The sequence below is a fragment of the Exiguobacterium sp. s128 genome, assembly GCF_018618815.1.
Lineage (GTDB): Bacteria > Bacillota > Bacilli > Exiguobacteriales > Exiguobacteriaceae > Exiguobacterium_A > Exiguobacterium_A antarcticum.
In genome coordinates, this window is sequence record NZ_JACSMT010000007.1 from 17,677 (window position 1) to 32,869 (window position 15,193).

The 15,193-nt window shown below is 46.7% G+C and carries 17 protein-coding genes; 10 read left to right on the plus strand and 7 right to left on the minus strand.

Translation table 11 applies throughout. The features are described 5' to 3' along the window. Window positions 1-5 precede the first annotated feature (5 nt). On the minus strand, window positions 6-620 hold the full coding sequence (gene lexA, locus KNQ13_RS04605) for a transcriptional repressor LexA (protein ID WP_014970071.1): 615 nt from the start codon (window positions 618-620) through the stop codon (window positions 6-8). A 210-nt stretch (window positions 621-830) separates the two neighbouring features. Here lexA and yneA point away from each other — a divergent pair, with 210 nt between their 5' ends. The 7 genes from yneA to KNQ13_RS04640 all read left to right on the plus strand — a co-directional run bounded on the left by yneA (window position 831) and on the right by KNQ13_RS04640 (window position 8,322). Beyond that, window positions 831-1,118, plus strand: coding sequence for a cell division suppressor protein YneA (gene yneA / locus KNQ13_RS04610; protein ID WP_014970072.1), 288 nt, complete (start codon window positions 831-833; stop codon window positions 1,116-1,118). Window positions 1,119-1,163: 45 nt separating this feature from the next. After that, the gene (locus tag KNQ13_RS04615) at window positions 1,164-1,817 is read left to right on the plus strand and encodes a YneB family resolvase-like protein (protein WP_014970073.1); all 654 of its coding nucleotides are present in this window, start codon (window positions 1,164-1,166) and stop codon (window positions 1,815-1,817) included. 112 nt (window positions 1,818-1,929) lie between these two features. Continuing rightward, window positions 1,930-2,166 (plus strand): DUF896 domain-containing protein, encoded by a 237-nt coding sequence (locus KNQ13_RS04620; RefSeq protein WP_014970074.1) that lies wholly within the window; start codon window positions 1,930-1,932, stop codon window positions 2,164-2,166. A gap of 196 nt (window positions 2,167-2,362) precedes the next feature. Continuing rightward, the gene (gene tkt, locus KNQ13_RS04625) at window positions 2,363-4,351 is read left to right on the plus strand and encodes a transketolase (protein WP_026831159.1); all 1,989 of its coding nucleotides are present in this window, start codon (window positions 2,363-2,365) and stop codon (window positions 4,349-4,351) included. 106 nt (window positions 4,352-4,457) lie between these two features. Further along, on the plus strand, window positions 4,458-4,688 hold the full coding sequence (locus KNQ13_RS04630) for a YneF family protein (protein ID WP_012370001.1): 231 nt from the start codon (window positions 4,458-4,460) through the stop codon (window positions 4,686-4,688). 120 nt (window positions 4,689-4,808) lie between these two features. Continuing rightward, on the plus strand, window positions 4,809-6,566 hold the full coding sequence (locus tag KNQ13_RS04635; RefSeq protein ID WP_026831160.1) for an ABC transporter transmembrane domain-containing protein: 1,758 nt from the start codon (window positions 4,809-4,811) through the stop codon (window positions 6,564-6,566). Continuing rightward, on the plus strand, window positions 6,556-8,322 hold the full coding sequence (locus KNQ13_RS04640; RefSeq protein WP_026831161.1) for an ABC transporter ATP-binding protein: 1,767 nt from the start codon (window positions 6,556-6,558) through the stop codon (window positions 8,320-8,322). The genes KNQ13_RS04635 and KNQ13_RS04640 overlap by 11 nt, the downstream gene beginning before the upstream one ends. A gap of 51 nt (window positions 8,323-8,373) precedes the next feature. On the opposite strand, the gene KNQ13_RS04645 is transcribed toward KNQ13_RS04640, so the two are convergent. Both KNQ13_RS04645 and KNQ13_RS04650 read right to left on the minus strand, forming a co-directional pair. Beyond that, complete coding sequence (locus tag KNQ13_RS04645; protein ID WP_014970078.1) at window positions 8,374-9,267, minus strand: SH3 domain-containing protein; 894 nt, start codon at window positions 9,265-9,267, stop codon at window positions 8,374-8,376. A gap of 428 nt (window positions 9,268-9,695) precedes the next feature. After that, window positions 9,696-9,890 (minus strand): aspartyl-phosphate phosphatase Spo0E family protein, encoded by a 195-nt coding sequence (locus KNQ13_RS04650; protein WP_014970079.1) that lies wholly within the window; start codon window positions 9,888-9,890, stop codon window positions 9,696-9,698. A 213-nt stretch (window positions 9,891-10,103) separates the two neighbouring features. On the opposite strand from KNQ13_RS04650, the gene KNQ13_RS04655 reads away from it, so the two are divergent. Beyond that, the gene (locus KNQ13_RS04655) at window positions 10,104-10,802 is read left to right on the plus strand and encodes a cytochrome c biogenesis CcdA family protein (RefSeq protein WP_209548139.1); all 699 of its coding nucleotides are present in this window, start codon (window positions 10,104-10,106) and stop codon (window positions 10,800-10,802) included. A gap of 15 nt (window positions 10,803-10,817) precedes the next feature. Beyond that, window positions 10,818-11,300 carry a CcdC family protein gene (locus tag KNQ13_RS04660; RefSeq protein WP_026831163.1) on the plus strand — a complete coding sequence of 161 codons (483 nt, stop codon included), beginning with the start codon at window positions 10,818-10,820 and terminating at the stop codon, window positions 11,298-11,300. 32 nt (window positions 11,301-11,332) lie between these two features. Here the strand turns inward: KNQ13_RS04660 and KNQ13_RS04665 are convergent, their stop codons facing one another. Then, entirely contained in the window at window positions 11,333-11,758 is a 426-nt protein-coding gene (locus KNQ13_RS04665) for a DUF2621 family protein (protein ID WP_026831164.1), read from the minus strand. Between the two features lie 92 nt (window positions 11,759-11,850). Here KNQ13_RS04665 and KNQ13_RS04670 point away from each other — a divergent pair, with 92 nt between their 5' ends. Beyond that, the gene (locus KNQ13_RS04670; RefSeq protein WP_026831165.1) at window positions 11,851-12,174 is read left to right on the plus strand and encodes a hypothetical protein; all 324 of its coding nucleotides are present in this window, start codon (window positions 11,851-11,853) and stop codon (window positions 12,172-12,174) included. A gap of 39 nt (window positions 12,175-12,213) precedes the next feature. Here KNQ13_RS04670 and KNQ13_RS04675 read toward each other — a convergent pair whose 3' ends face one another. The 3 genes from KNQ13_RS04675 to KNQ13_RS04685 form a co-directional block, all read right to left on the minus strand. Then, window positions 12,214-13,515 (minus strand): VOC family protein, encoded by a 1,302-nt coding sequence (locus KNQ13_RS04675; protein ID WP_051590524.1) that lies wholly within the window; start codon window positions 13,513-13,515, stop codon window positions 12,214-12,216. Window positions 13,516-13,537: 22 nt separating this feature from the next. Further along, a complete protein-coding gene (locus KNQ13_RS04680) occupies window positions 13,538-14,551 on the minus strand; it encodes a hypothetical protein (protein WP_026831167.1) in 1,014 nt (337 codons plus the stop codon). 91 nt (window positions 14,552-14,642) lie between these two features. Further along, window positions 14,643-15,083, minus strand: coding sequence for an RrF2 family transcriptional regulator (locus tag KNQ13_RS04685; RefSeq protein WP_014970085.1), 441 nt, complete (start codon window positions 15,081-15,083; stop codon window positions 14,643-14,645). Window positions 15,084-15,193 lie beyond the last annotated feature (110 nt).

The following is a 15,193-nucleotide window of genomic DNA, read 5'->3' on the forward strand; positions in this document are numbered from 1 at the left end:
CTCACTTAGTGGATCGTCCGGTATACGCCAATGACCTTGCCAAGAATCGAGACATTATCGAAATACATCGGGTCCATCGAATCGTTTTCTGGTTGGAGACGCACTTGTTGATCTTCTAAGAAGAACCGTTTAACTGTCGCTTCGCTATCTTCGGTCATAGCAACGACGATTTCACCGTTTTCTGCCGTGTTCTGTTGACGTACGATGACACGGTCACCGTCAAGAATCCCTGCGTTAATCATCGATTCACCGTCGATTGTCAACATGAAGACGTTTTCGTTCCCGACGTAGTGAGCCGGAAGCGGGAAATGTTCTTCGATGTTTTCGATTGCTGTAATCGGAAATCCAGCGGTTACTTTCCCGATGACGGGAATGTGCACGATCGCTTCGTGATCATCTTCAGGTTTATCAACCAATATCTCAATCGCACGTGGTTTTGTCGGGTCACGGCGAATCAGTCCGCGTTTTTCTAGACGATCCAAATGACCGTGTACCGTTGAGCTTGAAGCAAGACCAACAGCTTCACCGATTTCACGAACTGAAGGTGGATACCCTTTCAGTTTCACTTGAGCGACGATATAATCAAGGATTTCTTGTTGTCGTTTCGACATTTTCCGCATATGAATTGCCACCTCTTTTCGGAATGGTTTTTTGAAGGATAATAAGAATACATGTTTCTAAAATCACTATAACATAGAACAAATGAGCGTACAAACAATTGTTCGACATTTTGTGTTGACCGAACACTGGTTCTTGGTTTATGATGAGTTATGCGAACAATTGTTCCGGGAACATCTATTCTAAATCATTTTAATTTGGAGGGATTCATCATGATGCATACGATTCGTACCCATGCCTTTTCCATTGTTTTTTATACGCTCAGCCTTGCTTTCATTCTTTTCCTTTTAACACCTCGACCGGACGAAAAGGTCGATCAACTCCTGACTGCTTCTGTCACTGTCGATCAAAATGCGACAGTCGAACAAGTTGCCGAAGTTTACAATGACGGTTCGATGACGGATCAAGAATATGTCGAGTGGTTGATTGAGAATAATGAACTGAAGACGACTCATGTCATTTCGAAAAACAAAATCGTTGTACCAATCGCGCAACAGTGACAAACTGTAAAAGTTGTTATTGAACGAACAGGGGTGTGAAGTAGTATGAGAGTCGTAATCTACTGTCGCGTCTCGACGGAAAAAGAAGCACAGGATAGCTCGCTTGAGCGGCAAAGATCAGAACTGTCGGGACTCGCTGCAACAAAAGAATTTGAAGTCGTGGATATCATCACGGAAAAAGAAAGTGGTTATGACGTCGATCGGGAAGGGATGTTAACTGTTCTTGACTACGTGACGCGTCAAACGGTCGACGCTGTTCTTGTGACGGACGATACACGAATTGGACGTGGGAATGCGAAGATTGCGATTTTGCATACGTTTCGAAAACATCATGTCCAACTGATGACGATGGAATCAGACGGCGAGTATAAATTGGCCGATGCCGAAGCGATGGTTCTTGAGATCGTCTCGCTTGTCGAAGAGTACCAACGCAAATTGCATAATGCAAAAATTGCTCGTGGTATGCGACGGGCGGTCGAAAATGGATTCCGTCCCGAACAGAACCTCAATCGCCAAGGTGAGAATGCAGGCCGGAGCCGAAAAGAAGTACCGATTGAAGAAATCGTCCGATTACGTGACTTAGGACTGACGTTTGCCGATATTGCCGTCACGCTAAGAGGCATGGGGCATGACATCTCAAAAGCCACCGTTAACCGTCGTTATCTGGAATATAAAGAAGTCGTCAATTCTTACGAATGAGAAAGCAGGTGGATGCGCGAACGACGCATCAAACTTGCTTTTTTTTTTCGTCTCTTTTACAGTAAGATTACTATTGAATGCTCGATGTCGAGTCAACAGAAAGAGGGATATCATGTTATCACAAGAACAACTAGACCGGATTAATGAATTAGCCAATAAATCAAAAGTCGAGCCGTTGACGGATGCGGAGACGGCAGAACAAAAAGAACTACGAACAGCGTATTTGAAAGCTTTCCGTGGTTCATTCAAAAATCAGATGATGGGTATCAAAATCGTCGATGAAGAAGGAACGGACGTTACGCCGGGAAAATTAAAGCAAGCACAAGAAGAAGAACGGAACAAACAGTAATCAGACAAAAGCTATGTCGCTCAATGGATGAGCGGGGTAGCTTTTTTTGATGAAAATCAGGTAATGTGTCTTCCGAAAGTACTCGAAAAACGGCAATAGAGAGCGCATTCATTTTAATGTGACATACTATTTAGAAAAGTTGTATCACATTTCTTGATATGCTAAAATGAGAAGGAATTTGTGAAAAAGAGAGAGGATGATTGTTTTGACGAACATGACAACAGTAGAATTATTAGCAGTAAATACGATTCGTACCTTATCAATTGATGCAGTACAAAAAGCGAACTCGGGTCACCCGGGAATGCCGATGGGTGCAGCACCGATGGCATTTACATTATGGGCGGATCATATGAACCACAACCCTAAAAATCCAGAATGGTTCAACCGTGACCGTTTTGTACTTTCAGCAGGACACGGTTCAATGCTTCTCTACTCACTCCTCCATTTATCAGGTTATGATCTTGCGATGGATGACTTGAAGTCATTCCGTCAATGGAATTCGAAAACACCAGGTCATCCAGAGTACCGTCACACGGCAGGTGTTGATGCGACGACTGGTCCACTCGGACAAGGCATCGCGATGGCTGTCGGGATGGCGATGGCAGAACGTCACTTGGAAGCAAAATACAACCGTGACGAGTTAAACGTCGTCGATCACTTCACATACGGAATTTGCGGCGACGGCGATTTAATGGAAGGTGTTTCGGCAGAAGCGGCATCACTGGCAGGACATTTAGGTCTTGGTAAATTGGTCGTCCTGTATGATTCAAATGACATCTCACTCGACGGTGACTTGGATAAATCGTTCTCTGAAAACGTCCAACAACGTTTTGAAGCGTACAACTGGCAAGTCATTCGCGTTGAAGATGGAACGGATCTCGATTCGATTTCAAAAGCGATCGAAATGGCAAAAGCCGAAACAACAAAACCAACGTTGATCGAAGTCAAAACGGTCATCGGATTTGGTTCACCAAACAAATCAGGAAAATCCGCTTCACACGGTGCACCACTCGGAGACGCTGAAATCAAGTTGACGAAAGCAAGCTACATCTGGGACCACGAAGAATTCTACGTGCCGGACGAAGTCAAAGACTTGTTCGAAGAGCGGATCGTCAAACGTGGCGCTGACACGGAAGCAGCATGGGCTGAGAAAATGGAACACTACAAAGCGGCACATCCGGAATTGCATGCGGAACTCGTTCAAGCAATCGCCAACGAACTGCCAAGCAACTGGGAAGCAGATTTACCAACATATGATCTGACTTCTAAAAAAGCAACACGTCAGACAAGTGGTGAAGTCTTGAACGCCCTTGCGAAAAACATCCCGACAATCTTCGGTGGTTCAGCTGACTTAGCGGGATCAAACAACACGATGCTCAAAGGGGAAGCGGACTTCGATATCGATCCAAGTGGCCGTAATATCTGGTTTGGTGTCCGTGAGTTCGCGATGGCAGCAGCTGTCAACGGTATGGCGTTACACGGTGGTGTCATTCCTTACGGTGCGACATTCTTCGTCTTCTCGGATTATTTACGTCCAGCTGTCCGTTTAGCTGCGTTGATGGGTATCCAGTCGATCTTCGTCTTGACACATGACTCGATTGCCGTCGGAGAAGATGGTCCGACACACGAGCCGGTCGAACACTTGATGAGCTTCCGTGCGATGCCGAACTTGACGGTCTACCGTCCAGCAGATGGAAAAGAAACGATTGCGGCTTGGAAAACAGCGGTCCAATCGAAAAACAAACCAACACTTCTCGTCATGACGCGTCAAGGATTACCGGAACTTGAAGGTACGACGGTCGAAGGTGCTGAAAAAGGCGGATATGTGATCGCAGGTGACATCGAAACAGCGGATACGATCTTGATGGGAACAGGTTCTGAAGTCCATCTCTTGGTTGAAGCGCAACAACAGCTTGGTGAAAAGGTTGCCGTCGTCTCACTTCCATCATGGGAATTGTTTGAAGCTCAATCGGCAGAGTACAAAGAATCCGTCTTACCAAAACGGATCACAAAACGTCTTGCGATTGAAGCCGGTGCTTCACTCGGATGGTACAAATATGTAGGAACAGAAGGTCAAGTCATCGGAATCGACCGCTTTGGTGCTTCTGCTCCTGGGGATCTGCTCTTAAAAGAATATGGCATGTCTGTCGAAAATGTCTTGAACACAGTCAAGCAACTCGGTTAATGAAGAAAGGTGCGCAAGCGCGCACCTTTTTTTTGCATTATCTATGCAAAGGCTTTAAATTATAGTATAGTAAAAAGCGACGTTTGAAGTTAGAGGAGGAAGCAACTTGGCTACATGGATTTGGATTTTAATTGCCCTTCTTTGCTTGGTAGCTGGTGTCGCCCTTGGTTTCTATATCGCTCGCCGATACATGATGAACTATTTGGAGCAAAACCCGCCAATCAACGAAGATATGATTAAGACATTGATGATGCAAATGGGTCAAAAACCATCACAAAAGAAAGTCAACCAAGTGATGCGTTCGATGAGTGGTTCAATGAAATCACCAAAAAAATAATGACTTGTAAAAGGAGACCAGTTTGGTCTCCTTTTGTTTGCTATTTTTTAGGAAGATGGCTAATCTAAAATGTGAGACTATTAAAAATACTCAATCGATTTAAAAAAAGGGGGGACTTGTATGGGAGTCTTCAGGAAACTGAGTTGGTTTTTTCGACTCGAATGGAAGGCATACAGCCTGGGCATCATCTGTTTGATTTTTGTAGCCGGACTGGAACTGATTCCACCGAAAGTGATCGGTTCGACTGTGAACGGTCTGAGTGAAGGCAGTTTGACGAAGGATGACTTGATGAAGCTTGTCGGAACATTGGTGTTGATTGGGGTATCTACCTATGTCATTCGATATTTTTGGCGGTTTTTTATCTTTGGTGCCTCAATCCGGCTCGGGCGGTTATTACGGAGTCAACTCTATGGGCATTTTTCGGATTTAGACCAGTCATTTTATAAAAAGTACCGCAGTGGTGATTTGATGGCCCATGCGACAAACGACGTGCAGGCGGTCTCGATGACGGCGGGGGCCGGTATTTTGACACTCGTCGATTCGGTGACGATGGGGAGTTTCGTCATCATCACGATGGTGACGACGATCAGCTGGAAACTGACGGTCGTCTCATTATTACCGATGCCACTGATGGTCTATCTGACCTCACGTTACGGCAAGATGTTACACTCGCGGTTCCATGACGCCCAGGAAGCATTTTCCGATTTAAACGACAAGGTCGCGGAAAGTGTCAGCGGTGTCCGCGTCTTGAAGGCGACGGGAGAGGTCGAATCGGACGTCGGGACGTTTACATCATTATCGGACGACGTCGTTCAAAAGAACCGCCGTGTCGCGAAGATTGATGCCTTGTTTGATCCGACGATTTTTGGATTAGTCGGGTTGTCGTATATCATCGCCGTCGGATACGGTGCCTACTTACTGCAACAAGGTGAAATCCGGATCGGGGATATCGTTTCCTTTACTACATATCTAGGATTGTTAACATGGCCGATGCTGGCATTTGGTTGGTTGTTTAACATCGTCGAACGGGGACGGGCGTCCTACGACCGGATCGAGCGGATGCTTGCGATCGAACCGGAAATCAAAGATGCGAAGGAAGCGGCGACGACAGTCACGTCAACCGATTTACATGTCTCGATTGACCGTTTTCTTTATGATACGCAACCCGTCCTCCAAGAGATCGATGTGACGCTGAGACCGGGACGGACCCTGGGGATCGTCGGGCGAACCGGTGCCGGAAAATCGACGTTCGTTCGTTTATTGTCACGGGAATATGATGTCAAATACGGATCTATTTCGATTGGCGGCCAAGACATCAAACAATTGATGCGTGAAACGGTCCGGAAACAAGTCGCCATCGTCCCGCAGGATCATTTCCTGTTCTCGGCCACGATTGCTGATAATATTGCGTTCGCAAAACCGGATGCCTCGATGGAACAGATCATGGAAGCGGCTCGGATTGCGGCGGTCCATGAAGATATCCTTGGCTTCACGGAAGGGTATGCAACGATGGTTGGTGAACGGGGTGTGACGTTATCCGGAGGTCAAAAACAACGGATTTCGATTGCCCGTGCCTTACTCGCCGATTGTCCGATTCTCGTCCTCGATGATGCGTTGTCGGCCGTCGATGCGAAAACGGAAGAAGCGATCATCGATCACTTCCGGACTGCGGATGATAAACAATCACAAATCATCGTCGCCCACCGACTGTCTGCTGTCTCGCATACGGATGAGATCATCGTCCTCGATGCCGGCCGAATCATCGAGCGAGGGACACATGACGAGTTGCTCCACCGGGGTGGCTGGTATAAAGAAACCTATGACCGCCAGCAGCTCGAGTCACTCGTCGAACAAGGAGGTGGAACGTTTGAATCATGATATCAACGAAAAGGCGGTCCTGAAACGATTGCTCGGATTCGTCAAACCATTTAAAAAACAAGTGTTGGTCGCTTTTTTGCTTCTCCTGATTACGACAGGTGCAAAGCTTGGAGGACCGTATCTCGTCAAAATCTTCATCGATGACTATGTCACGGTCGGCAACTATCCCGTTCAAGAAGTGGCACTTTTGTTTGGGGTCTACTTGTTACTGCATACGACGGGAATCGTCGTCGATTATTTACAGGCGTTCGAGTTCCAAAAGATTGCCTTACAGGTCATTCAACGCCTGCGGATTGATGTGTTTCGTCATGTCATGCATCTCCGGCTCGGATACTTCGACCGCACACCAGCCGGCGTCCTCGTCTCGCGGATCACCAATGACACGGAAGCGATCAAAGAGCTGTACATCGGTGTTTTGTCGACGTTTGTCCAAAGTGGGGTCCAGTTGGTCGGGACGTACGCATTCCTCTATCTATTAGAGCCACGCTTAGCGACGATTGCCTTAGTGCTGCTGCCGCTGTTTTACTTCATCATCTGGATCTACCGCCGTTATTCAACAAGATATTATGCGGAAGTCCGGGATTTGTTGTCAAAAATCAATGGACAACTCAATGAATCGATTAACGGAATGGCGATCATTCAACAATTTCGCCAGGAAAAACGATTGATGGCAGAGTTCGAAGAAACCAACGTTGCCCACCAGGATGGGCGCTATAAAAACTTGAAGCTGGATAGTTGGTTACTTCGTCCCATCATCGAATTGTTGCTCGCGTTGACCATCGCAACGTTAGTCACCTATTTTGGTGTTTTATCCTTTTCCCAAACGGTCCAAGTCGGGGTCGTCTATGCCTTTATCAGTTACATGGAACGGATTTTCCAGCCGGTCCAGCAAATCATGCAACGCCTGTCTGAATTCCAACAGGCTGTCGTCTCGGCAGATCGGGTCTTCAAAGTGCTCGATACCGATGAGCCGGAACCTTCTAAATCGATAGCGGGTGATGCGGAAGTATCGGACGGACATATCGTCTTTGAAAATGTCCGCTTTAGTTATGACGGAGAAAAAGAAGTCTTGAAGGGGATCTCCTTTGAGGCGAAAAAAGGGCAGACCGTCGCTCTAGTCGGTCAGACAGGAAGCGGGAAAAGTTCAATCATCAATATCTTGATGCGGTTTTATTCGTATCAGTCCGGTCGGATTTTGATCGACGGTCAACCGCTCGAACAGCTACCGGAAGATGAACTGCGGCGGCATATCGGACTTGTCTTACAAGATTCCTTCCTCTTTACGGGAAGTGTCGCCGATAATATTCGTTTGTTTGATCCCTCGATTCCGTTCAAGAAAGTGGAGGAGGCCGCGCGATTCGTCCAGGCGGATGGGTTCATCAATCAGCTCGATGAGCAGTACGACAGCCCGGTTGCGGAACGCGGAGCAACGTTTTCTGCAGGGGAACGACAATTGGTTTCCTTCGCACGGACGATGGCACGGGATCCAAAAGTCTTGATTCTCGACGAAGCTACGAGTTCGATTGATACGGAAACCGAAGAAAAAGTCCAAGTGGCTTTAAAACGAATGCGGGAAGGGCGCACGACGATTGCGATTGCCCACCGCCTGTCGACGATCCAGGATGCCGACTTGATTTTAGTCCTCCATCAAGGAGAAGTCGTCGAACAAGGAAATCATCAGACGTTGATTGAAAAAGATGGATTATACAAAAAGATGTATGAGTTACAATCCGGACATGTGACATCTGTTTCATGACAAAAAAAGCCTGCCAGGCGATCTCGCCCGGCAGGTTGTTTGTGTTTAAAATTAGTAGACAGTGACTGTGACGTTTTGACGTCCCCAGTTGAGTGCTTCTTGTTGTGAACCAACGAGAAGGTCAAGTTTGTTACCTTGGATTGCGCCGCCACGGTCAAGTACGATTGCTTCACCGATACCTGAGATGTGCATGCGTGTACCGATTGGGTATTGTGCTGATGCTGCTACGATACGCATACCATTGTACGTGATCGTATTTGTTACATCATAACCGCTGGCAGTTAAGGCACGGCCGTTATAAAGCTGGCTACCATTGTTTGATGGATCATTTGTGTACGCTGTAACGTTCATCGTTACTTTCGTACCCGATTTAGCTGCTGTTGTTGTTTGTTTTGTTGCTGTAGCAGGTTTAGCTGCTGCCTTTGGAGCTGGTTTTGCAACAGGAGCTGCTTTTACTGCTGGTGCAGCTTTAGCTGTTGAACCTGCTAATGTTGTATAAGCGCTGTGTACGTAACGTGTTTTCCCGTCGATTGTTGTTTTGATCCAAGCACCGACTTTGCTTTCTACGTTAACGGACTGACCTTTATACAGGTTGCCTACATCTTTAGAGTTAGTAGTTGGTTGCGAACGAACGTTTAATACTGCCGTAGTGACTGTAGCTTTTTTAAAGTCGAACGAAGAACCGGCTGAAGTGTAAGTGCCGTGAACATAACGTTTTTGGCCGTTGATGTTTGTTTGAATCCAAGCACCAGAACGTCCTTCGACATTTAATTTTTGACCTTTATATACGTTACCTACATCCGCTGATGCCGTTGTAGGTGCTGTGCGTACATTTAATACCGCTGTATTTACCGTTACCGTCTCTGAGGCAGCCTCTGTCTCTTGGGCGAATCCTACTGATAGAGCCGTTGCTGCAAGACCTGCAGCGAAAACTGCTTTTTTCATTATTGATGTCCTCCTGACATATGCTGTGTTTACTGTTCCTACTTTACACGGCAATTCAGGGTTGTGCGTTTACAGGTCGGAGTCATTCAAGTTACAAACTGTGCTAGTGTGACAAACAGATTGCAAAAATGCGTGTTTTGTCACGCGTGGGTCATAATACATGGAAAAATGATTCCAATATAGGACTTTAGGTGGGGTATAGCGGAAATATTCTAACTATTCCTCTGACCAAAGACTCAAAAAAAAGAAATTTCGAAATGAAAAGCAGTAATGGAGGATAGGTTATGGAATCGGATGATTTTCAACCCGTTATATAGAAGAAACACGAAAAAACCGCTGACGCAGGAATATCGTCAACGGTTGTCTCTATATATTATGTTGGAGCCAAAGGAAGGGAACCTCCCGATGACACGTCTCGTAGATTCGGGTTATCCTAAAACCGAGTCGTTTGAACGTGGGTACGTATACTTTTGGACGAACCGAGAATATTCGAGCAGTAACAAATCCAGTTCGTGGCTCAGCTTTAAAACATGCGGGGAGGTGAAACTAGACCGATCGGCTTGATGATACAGTTCACTTCGCTTTGCTTCAATCGCTAAAGTCAATAGATGTTGGCTTGTCATAGCATCCTCCCTTACATTGGTGTCATATCCATATTCTAGCAAGTGCTTTTCACAAGCGCAACGCCATTTCCGTCGTTTTGTGTAAATGTAATTTTTTTGTAATTTCCGTCTTCGTGAATCTTTTTAATCTTTCGGAAGATAATAGGTGCTAAATGTTGATTAGTTTGGCAAAATAGAGAAGGAACTTCTTCTTATTAGAAAGGAGCTGCTGAAATGGAGCTCTCGCTTTGGTTAGCGTTCGGTGCAGGGGTATTGTCATTTGTTTCACCTTGTACGCTTCCGTTATATCCGGTTTTCCTATCGTACATTACCGGTGTTTCCGTAACGGATTTAAAAGAAAAAGGGGTCAGAGAAAAACGTTCATTGTTGCATACATTAGCGTTTTTAGTTGGATTTGCGATGGTGTTTGCGGTGCTCGGTCTGTCGACTTCGCTTTTAGCGGATGTCTTCATTACGTATCGGGATACGCTACGGATGATCGGTGCGCTCGTCATCTTCGTATTTGGTGTCGTCCTGCTGGGATTATGGCAACCGACATTTTTGATGCGTGAAAAAAAGCTCGATTTAGGTGAACGCAAGGGCGGTTACATCGGTACAGTCCTCGTTGGAATTGGTTTTGCTGCCGGATGGACACCTTGTACGGGTCCGATTTTGGCAGGTGTGATTGCACTCGCGGCGACGAATCCAAGTCAAGGGATGCTTTACATGTTATTTTATGTCTTAGGTTTTTCGATTCCATTTTTATTGATGGCCTTTTTCGTCGGTCGTTCGAGACTGTTCGTCCAGTACAGCTTGAAGATGACGAAATTTGGTGGGGCGTTGATGATGGTGTTCGGAATCGTCCTTTATTTTGATGGCTTAAGTGCCTTCGCAGCATGGATGAGTGATCTCGTTGGATTCACCGGATTTTAACAAGGAAGTGATGGGATGATTTGGGTATCAACAGGGGTAGCGCTCGTCATGGGATTGCTGATCAGTTTCATTCGTGTCAAAGCATCAGCTAAACCGACGAACGCTAAAAAAATCTTGATCCCGCCTTTTGCGATGTCGACGGGGATGCTGCAGTTTTTATACCCAGCCTCTCGTCTGACATGGACGGAAGTAGCGGAAGCATTATTGATTGGAGCCATCTTTAGTATTTTTTTGATCAAAACGTCCAACTTTTATGAAGCCGAAGGGCAGATTTATCTGCAACGTTCAAAAGCCTTTTTCATCGTCTTGTTCGGGATTTTGATCGTCCGGACGGTCGCAAAGTTCATCATCGGTGGTCAAATCGATATTTTTGAAACGGGAGGGATTTTTTATCTCGTTGCTTTCGGAATGATCGTGCCGTGGCGGATTGCGATGTATCTGAAATACAAACAAGTCAAGTCGGGGATTGTTCCAGTTGAACATTTACCGCAAAACTAAACGGAAGGATTCTCAAGCGAGAGTCCTTCCGTTTAGTTTTGGAAATAAAGTTCGTAATCGCGCCAGTCGATGGCGTGTTCGTTTAACGCTTTTTTCAAGAATTTATGATCGCGTTTCGGTGTCGCCGAGACATATCCTTTGACGACGAGTTCAGACGTCATCTTCGACGCACGCTCTTCAAGCGCGAACTGTCCGATCCGTCCGGCGATTTTTCGACGTGCCACATCCCGAAATGCGGTCGGAACGGGCATGACCAGTGCATTTAATAAATCAAGTGTTTCATCCGTCCATAAATGGCGGGTCTGGTCGATGTATTCATCTTCCCAGTCCATCATCGATTTGCCGTCTTCTTTCGGAAGTTTCTTTAGGAACTTCCGGAACATGAAGAAACCGCCGATTGCCATCAGTGTGATCATGATAAAGCCCCAGAGCAAAATTCCGTTCATGAACCATGCCATCCGTGACTCATCCCCCTTTCAACATCAACTATAGATTAGCATAATTTTTTTTGTCATGCTATGATAAATGACGGAGAAAGCGAGGCGGAACGATGTTACAACCTTATGTACAATTAGATGAGTCCGGACGACCACAAAAAGGACTGTTGCCGGAGACGGCGGATGGTCGCGTCGTCGAGTTTTATTATGATACGAGCGGAATGGACATTACCGTCATTTTCGTAACGATACCAGCTCAGGATGCCAGTCGGAAACGAGCGTTCACGGTCGGAAAGACGTTTAAGACGATTTCGACGCTGGAAGATTTTACGTTGTTGCGTTATGACTTAATGGACCATCAGATCCTCGCGACACTTGAGATGTTTGCCGATGGATCGAAGCGTCAAATCGATGCTTCGAGATTGCTCGATTACTGACAAAGAAGGAGACGCGGATCGCCGCGACTCCTTCTTTTTTTAGTGTCCGATCGAAATTTTTCCGTCCTCGATCTGCGCGATGCCGCCGATCGGGAACGTGAACAGAGGCATCGTATGACCAAAGTCAGCACCCGCGATGACCGGAATCGATGACAGGGATGGGTACAATTGAACTAAATACTGGAGGTGTTCGTCTGTCATCCGGGTCGTCAGTTGAAAACGACCGAAGACGATGCCACGGATCAAGTCGGCACCCGGTTGCGCCATCAAGGACGCAAAGTCACGGGCGAACGTCGCCGGATGTACTTCGTAATCGTCTTCAAGGAACAAGATGCTATCACGTAAGTCGGGGAAATAAGCAGTACCCTGCAATAAGTTGAGCGTACAGAGGTTCCCGCCCAGCAGACGACCGGCAGCAGTACCAGGTGAAAGGAAAAGATGTCCCGGGTTCGGAAGGGTGACGTCTTTACCGTCCACATGATCGTGCCAATTGTGACTTGGTTGAATGGTCATCGTCTTGTCTTCGAATAACATGTTCCGGAACGCCTGTAACGTGTAGGCATCACGAGAAGCGAGGGCACGTAACATCGGACCAGAATAGGTGACAAGACCACTTTTCGTAAAAATCGCCTGGCTGAGAGCCGTGATATCGGAAAATCCACAAAGTATTTTCGGGTTCCGGCGAATCAACTCGTAATCCAGTCCGTCAAGCAACTCATTCGAACTGAATCCACCACGGACACACAAGATGGCATCGATGGTCGGGTCGGCAAACGCCGTATGCAAATCCTCTAACCGACAGGCAGGATCACTGGAACCAAACGGATTGACTGCCCGGGCATGTTGGCTGATCGAGACGCAAAGACCAAGTGATTGAAGCACCTCGATCGCCCCGTCGAGGATGTTTGATTCGACGGTCGCTAAACTTGATGCCGGTGCCAACAACCGGACATGTGAACCGTCCGTAAGGCGTTTGGGGACGACGGCCGGAATTTGTTGTTCGATACATTCAATCCGGTTACCAAATGGGTCCTTCGTGAAAAACCGCCGGCGTGGTGCCAACCGGTCATCGAACTGAACGGGGTAACCGGCAGTTTGCAATCGAACCGCCACGTCATCCAGTTGAGAAAAGGTGAGACCGGGGTGTGCTTTTTTGGCCGGATGAAAGGGTTCTTCGATTCCGAGATGAAGAGCTGCCGCGTGTGACTGGAACCAGACACCCCCACTTGCTTGTACGCCAAGGGGCTTTTCCACTTCCTCCATATGTAAAAGCCCGGCATAAAAAGCCCGAGCTTGTTCTTCTGAGTCTTTCGGAGCGGCTAATTGTACATGATCTAACATCGCTACACGTCCTCTCAAGAAATTAAACGATGAACTCCGTCACCCGTTTGAGTTCACGTTCGACGAAATTCAAATAAAAGTGTCCATCAATCCGGCGGTCGAGCTCTTGGGCGACTTCATAAATATTCGAGCGGAGCACACCCAGATAAGCGACTTCTGCATGGCGGGCTGCGCGGTACGAAGCTGCATAATGAGCCAACAAGAATTGCAAGTATCCTCTATCCGTCAGCAGAGGGATCAATTGTTTTTTCTCTTCCATCAACCAGACATAGTTTGCGTCGTAATACATCTCGGCGTAGAGATGATACGGTTCATCGCCACCCGTGAACAGAGGTTTGACGCGTTTGACTTCTTGAATCAACTGTTCCGTCCAGTCGAATCGGTCTTTCTTTCGACTGATGAACAAAGGTAAGATATAAGGGTGGGCTTGATCGGGCATTCGTGAACAACCTCGTTCATGACGAATCGCTGCATAAAGCAGTAAGGCACGGTCCTCGAAACCACGTTCGATCGCATACGTCATTCGGCTGAATCCTTCACAAGACGGACAGTCACTTAATTCGTCGGGCGGAGCATCGATCCATTCCGCAAGATAATGGTCGGCCTGTTCTTCGTCACCGAGTTTGCTGTAGATCATAAATCCGATATAGTCCCGTGTCCGGAAAAAACCGCGGCTGTCACAAAAATCAACGAACCGGTCAAAATCTTCTTCTAATAAAGCGACGGGCATATCTTCCTGTTCGGCTGCATAAATTAAATAGGATTTATAGTTCCAGTACAGGTCAAGTTCCTGTTTAGGTGTTAACGTCAATTCCTCTTTTCGGACCCAGTCCATCAATAATGAAAAGGAAACCAAAAAGGAACGGAAGTGTCCCAAATCAAATTGATTTTGAGAAAACGTCCATAAAGCAAGGGGCCGGAGTGTAGCGTCCGTCGTATCCTCAAAGATCGTCCAGAGCGATTCGCCCCGTTCAAGTGAGGGATCGGCCTCTTTTAGGCGGAGATATAAACTGTTCAGTTCTTCATGAGGGTTCATCTGTACCCCTCCTTTCTTATATAAGTATACCACGCACGGATTCAGAAGGTGTCAGTGATGTCGGCGAACAAAAAAATGATTCCGCCCACGATTAGTCGCGGCTCGGAATCATTTCAAGGATTTGTCGATGTGTTGCGTGCGTTGGATGAAGTAGATCACGTATCGTGTAACTGTTCAAGACTTGATGAAACGCAGCAATCGCGTCATCAAAAGCTTCGCGTGCAGGGTCTAGCGAAGGAAGTTCAGACGTTCCTTCAAGTGGATCCAGAAAATGAGTTGTCGGTTCAAACAACTGCACCACGTCACCAATATAAATTTCATCCGGCGGACTTGCTAAACGGAATCCGCCACCTCGACCACGGACAGAATGAATCAATCCACTTTGTCCTAAACGATAGACGACTTTCATCAGATGATTTTTTGAAATGTCGTAACAGTCCGCTACTTCCTGGATTCGGACCAGTCGATCAGAGTGTGCCCCGGCAAATAACAGGGATCTGATTGCGTAATCCGTATAACGTGTCATGCGCATTTTCATCACCTACTTAAATACACATGTTAGAGAAGTTTGAAATGAAGTACAAGTTTAAATGTGTTTATCTAAAGATGCATTTTGAAGATTGAATTAAGCGAATCGGTCAA

Coding starts and splice junctions, on each gene's coding strand:
- lexA (WP_014970071.1), bottom strand. CDS start 620: ATGCGGAAAATGTCGAAACGACAACAAGAAATCCTTGATTATATCGTC.
- yneA (WP_014970072.1), top strand. CDS start 831: ATGATGCATACGATTCGTACCCATGCCTTTTCCATTGTTTTTTATACG.
- KNQ13_RS04615 (WP_014970073.1), top strand. CDS start 1,164: ATGAGAGTCGTAATCTACTGTCGCGTCTCGACGGAAAAAGAAGCACAG.
- KNQ13_RS04620 (WP_014970074.1), top strand. CDS start 1,930: ATGTTATCACAAGAACAACTAGACCGGATTAATGAATTAGCCAATAAA.
- tkt (WP_026831159.1), top strand. CDS start 2,363: ATGATTGTTTTGACGAACATGACAACAGTAGAATTATTAGCAGTAAAT.
- KNQ13_RS04635 (WP_026831160.1), top strand. CDS start 4,809: ATGGGAGTCTTCAGGAAACTGAGTTGGTTTTTTCGACTCGAATGGAAG.
- KNQ13_RS04645 (WP_014970078.1), bottom strand. CDS start 9,267: ATGAAAAAAGCAGTTTTCGCTGCAGGTCTTGCAGCAACGGCTCTATCA.
- KNQ13_RS04650 (WP_014970079.1), bottom strand. CDS start 9,890: ATGACAAGCCAACATCTATTGACTTTAGCGATTGAAGCAAAGCGAAGT.
- KNQ13_RS04655 (WP_209548139.1), top strand. CDS start 10,104: ATGGAGCTCTCGCTTTGGTTAGCGTTCGGTGCAGGGGTATTGTCATTT.
- KNQ13_RS04660 (WP_026831163.1), top strand. CDS start 10,818: ATGATTTGGGTATCAACAGGGGTAGCGCTCGTCATGGGATTGCTGATC.
- KNQ13_RS04665 (WP_026831164.1), bottom strand. CDS start 11,758: ATGGCATGGTTCATGAACGGAATTTTGCTCTGGGGCTTTATCATGATC.
- KNQ13_RS04670 (WP_026831165.1), top strand. CDS start 11,851: ATGTTACAACCTTATGTACAATTAGATGAGTCCGGACGACCACAAAAA.
- KNQ13_RS04675 (WP_051590524.1), bottom strand. CDS start 13,515: ATGTTAGATCATGTACAATTAGCCGCTCCGAAAGACTCAGAAGAACAA.
- KNQ13_RS04680 (WP_026831167.1), bottom strand. CDS start 14,551: ATGAACCCTCATGAAGAACTGAACAGTTTATATCTCCGCCTAAAAGAG.
- KNQ13_RS04685 (WP_014970085.1), bottom strand. CDS start 15,083: ATGCGCATGACACGTTATACGGATTACGCAATCAGATCCCTGTTATTT.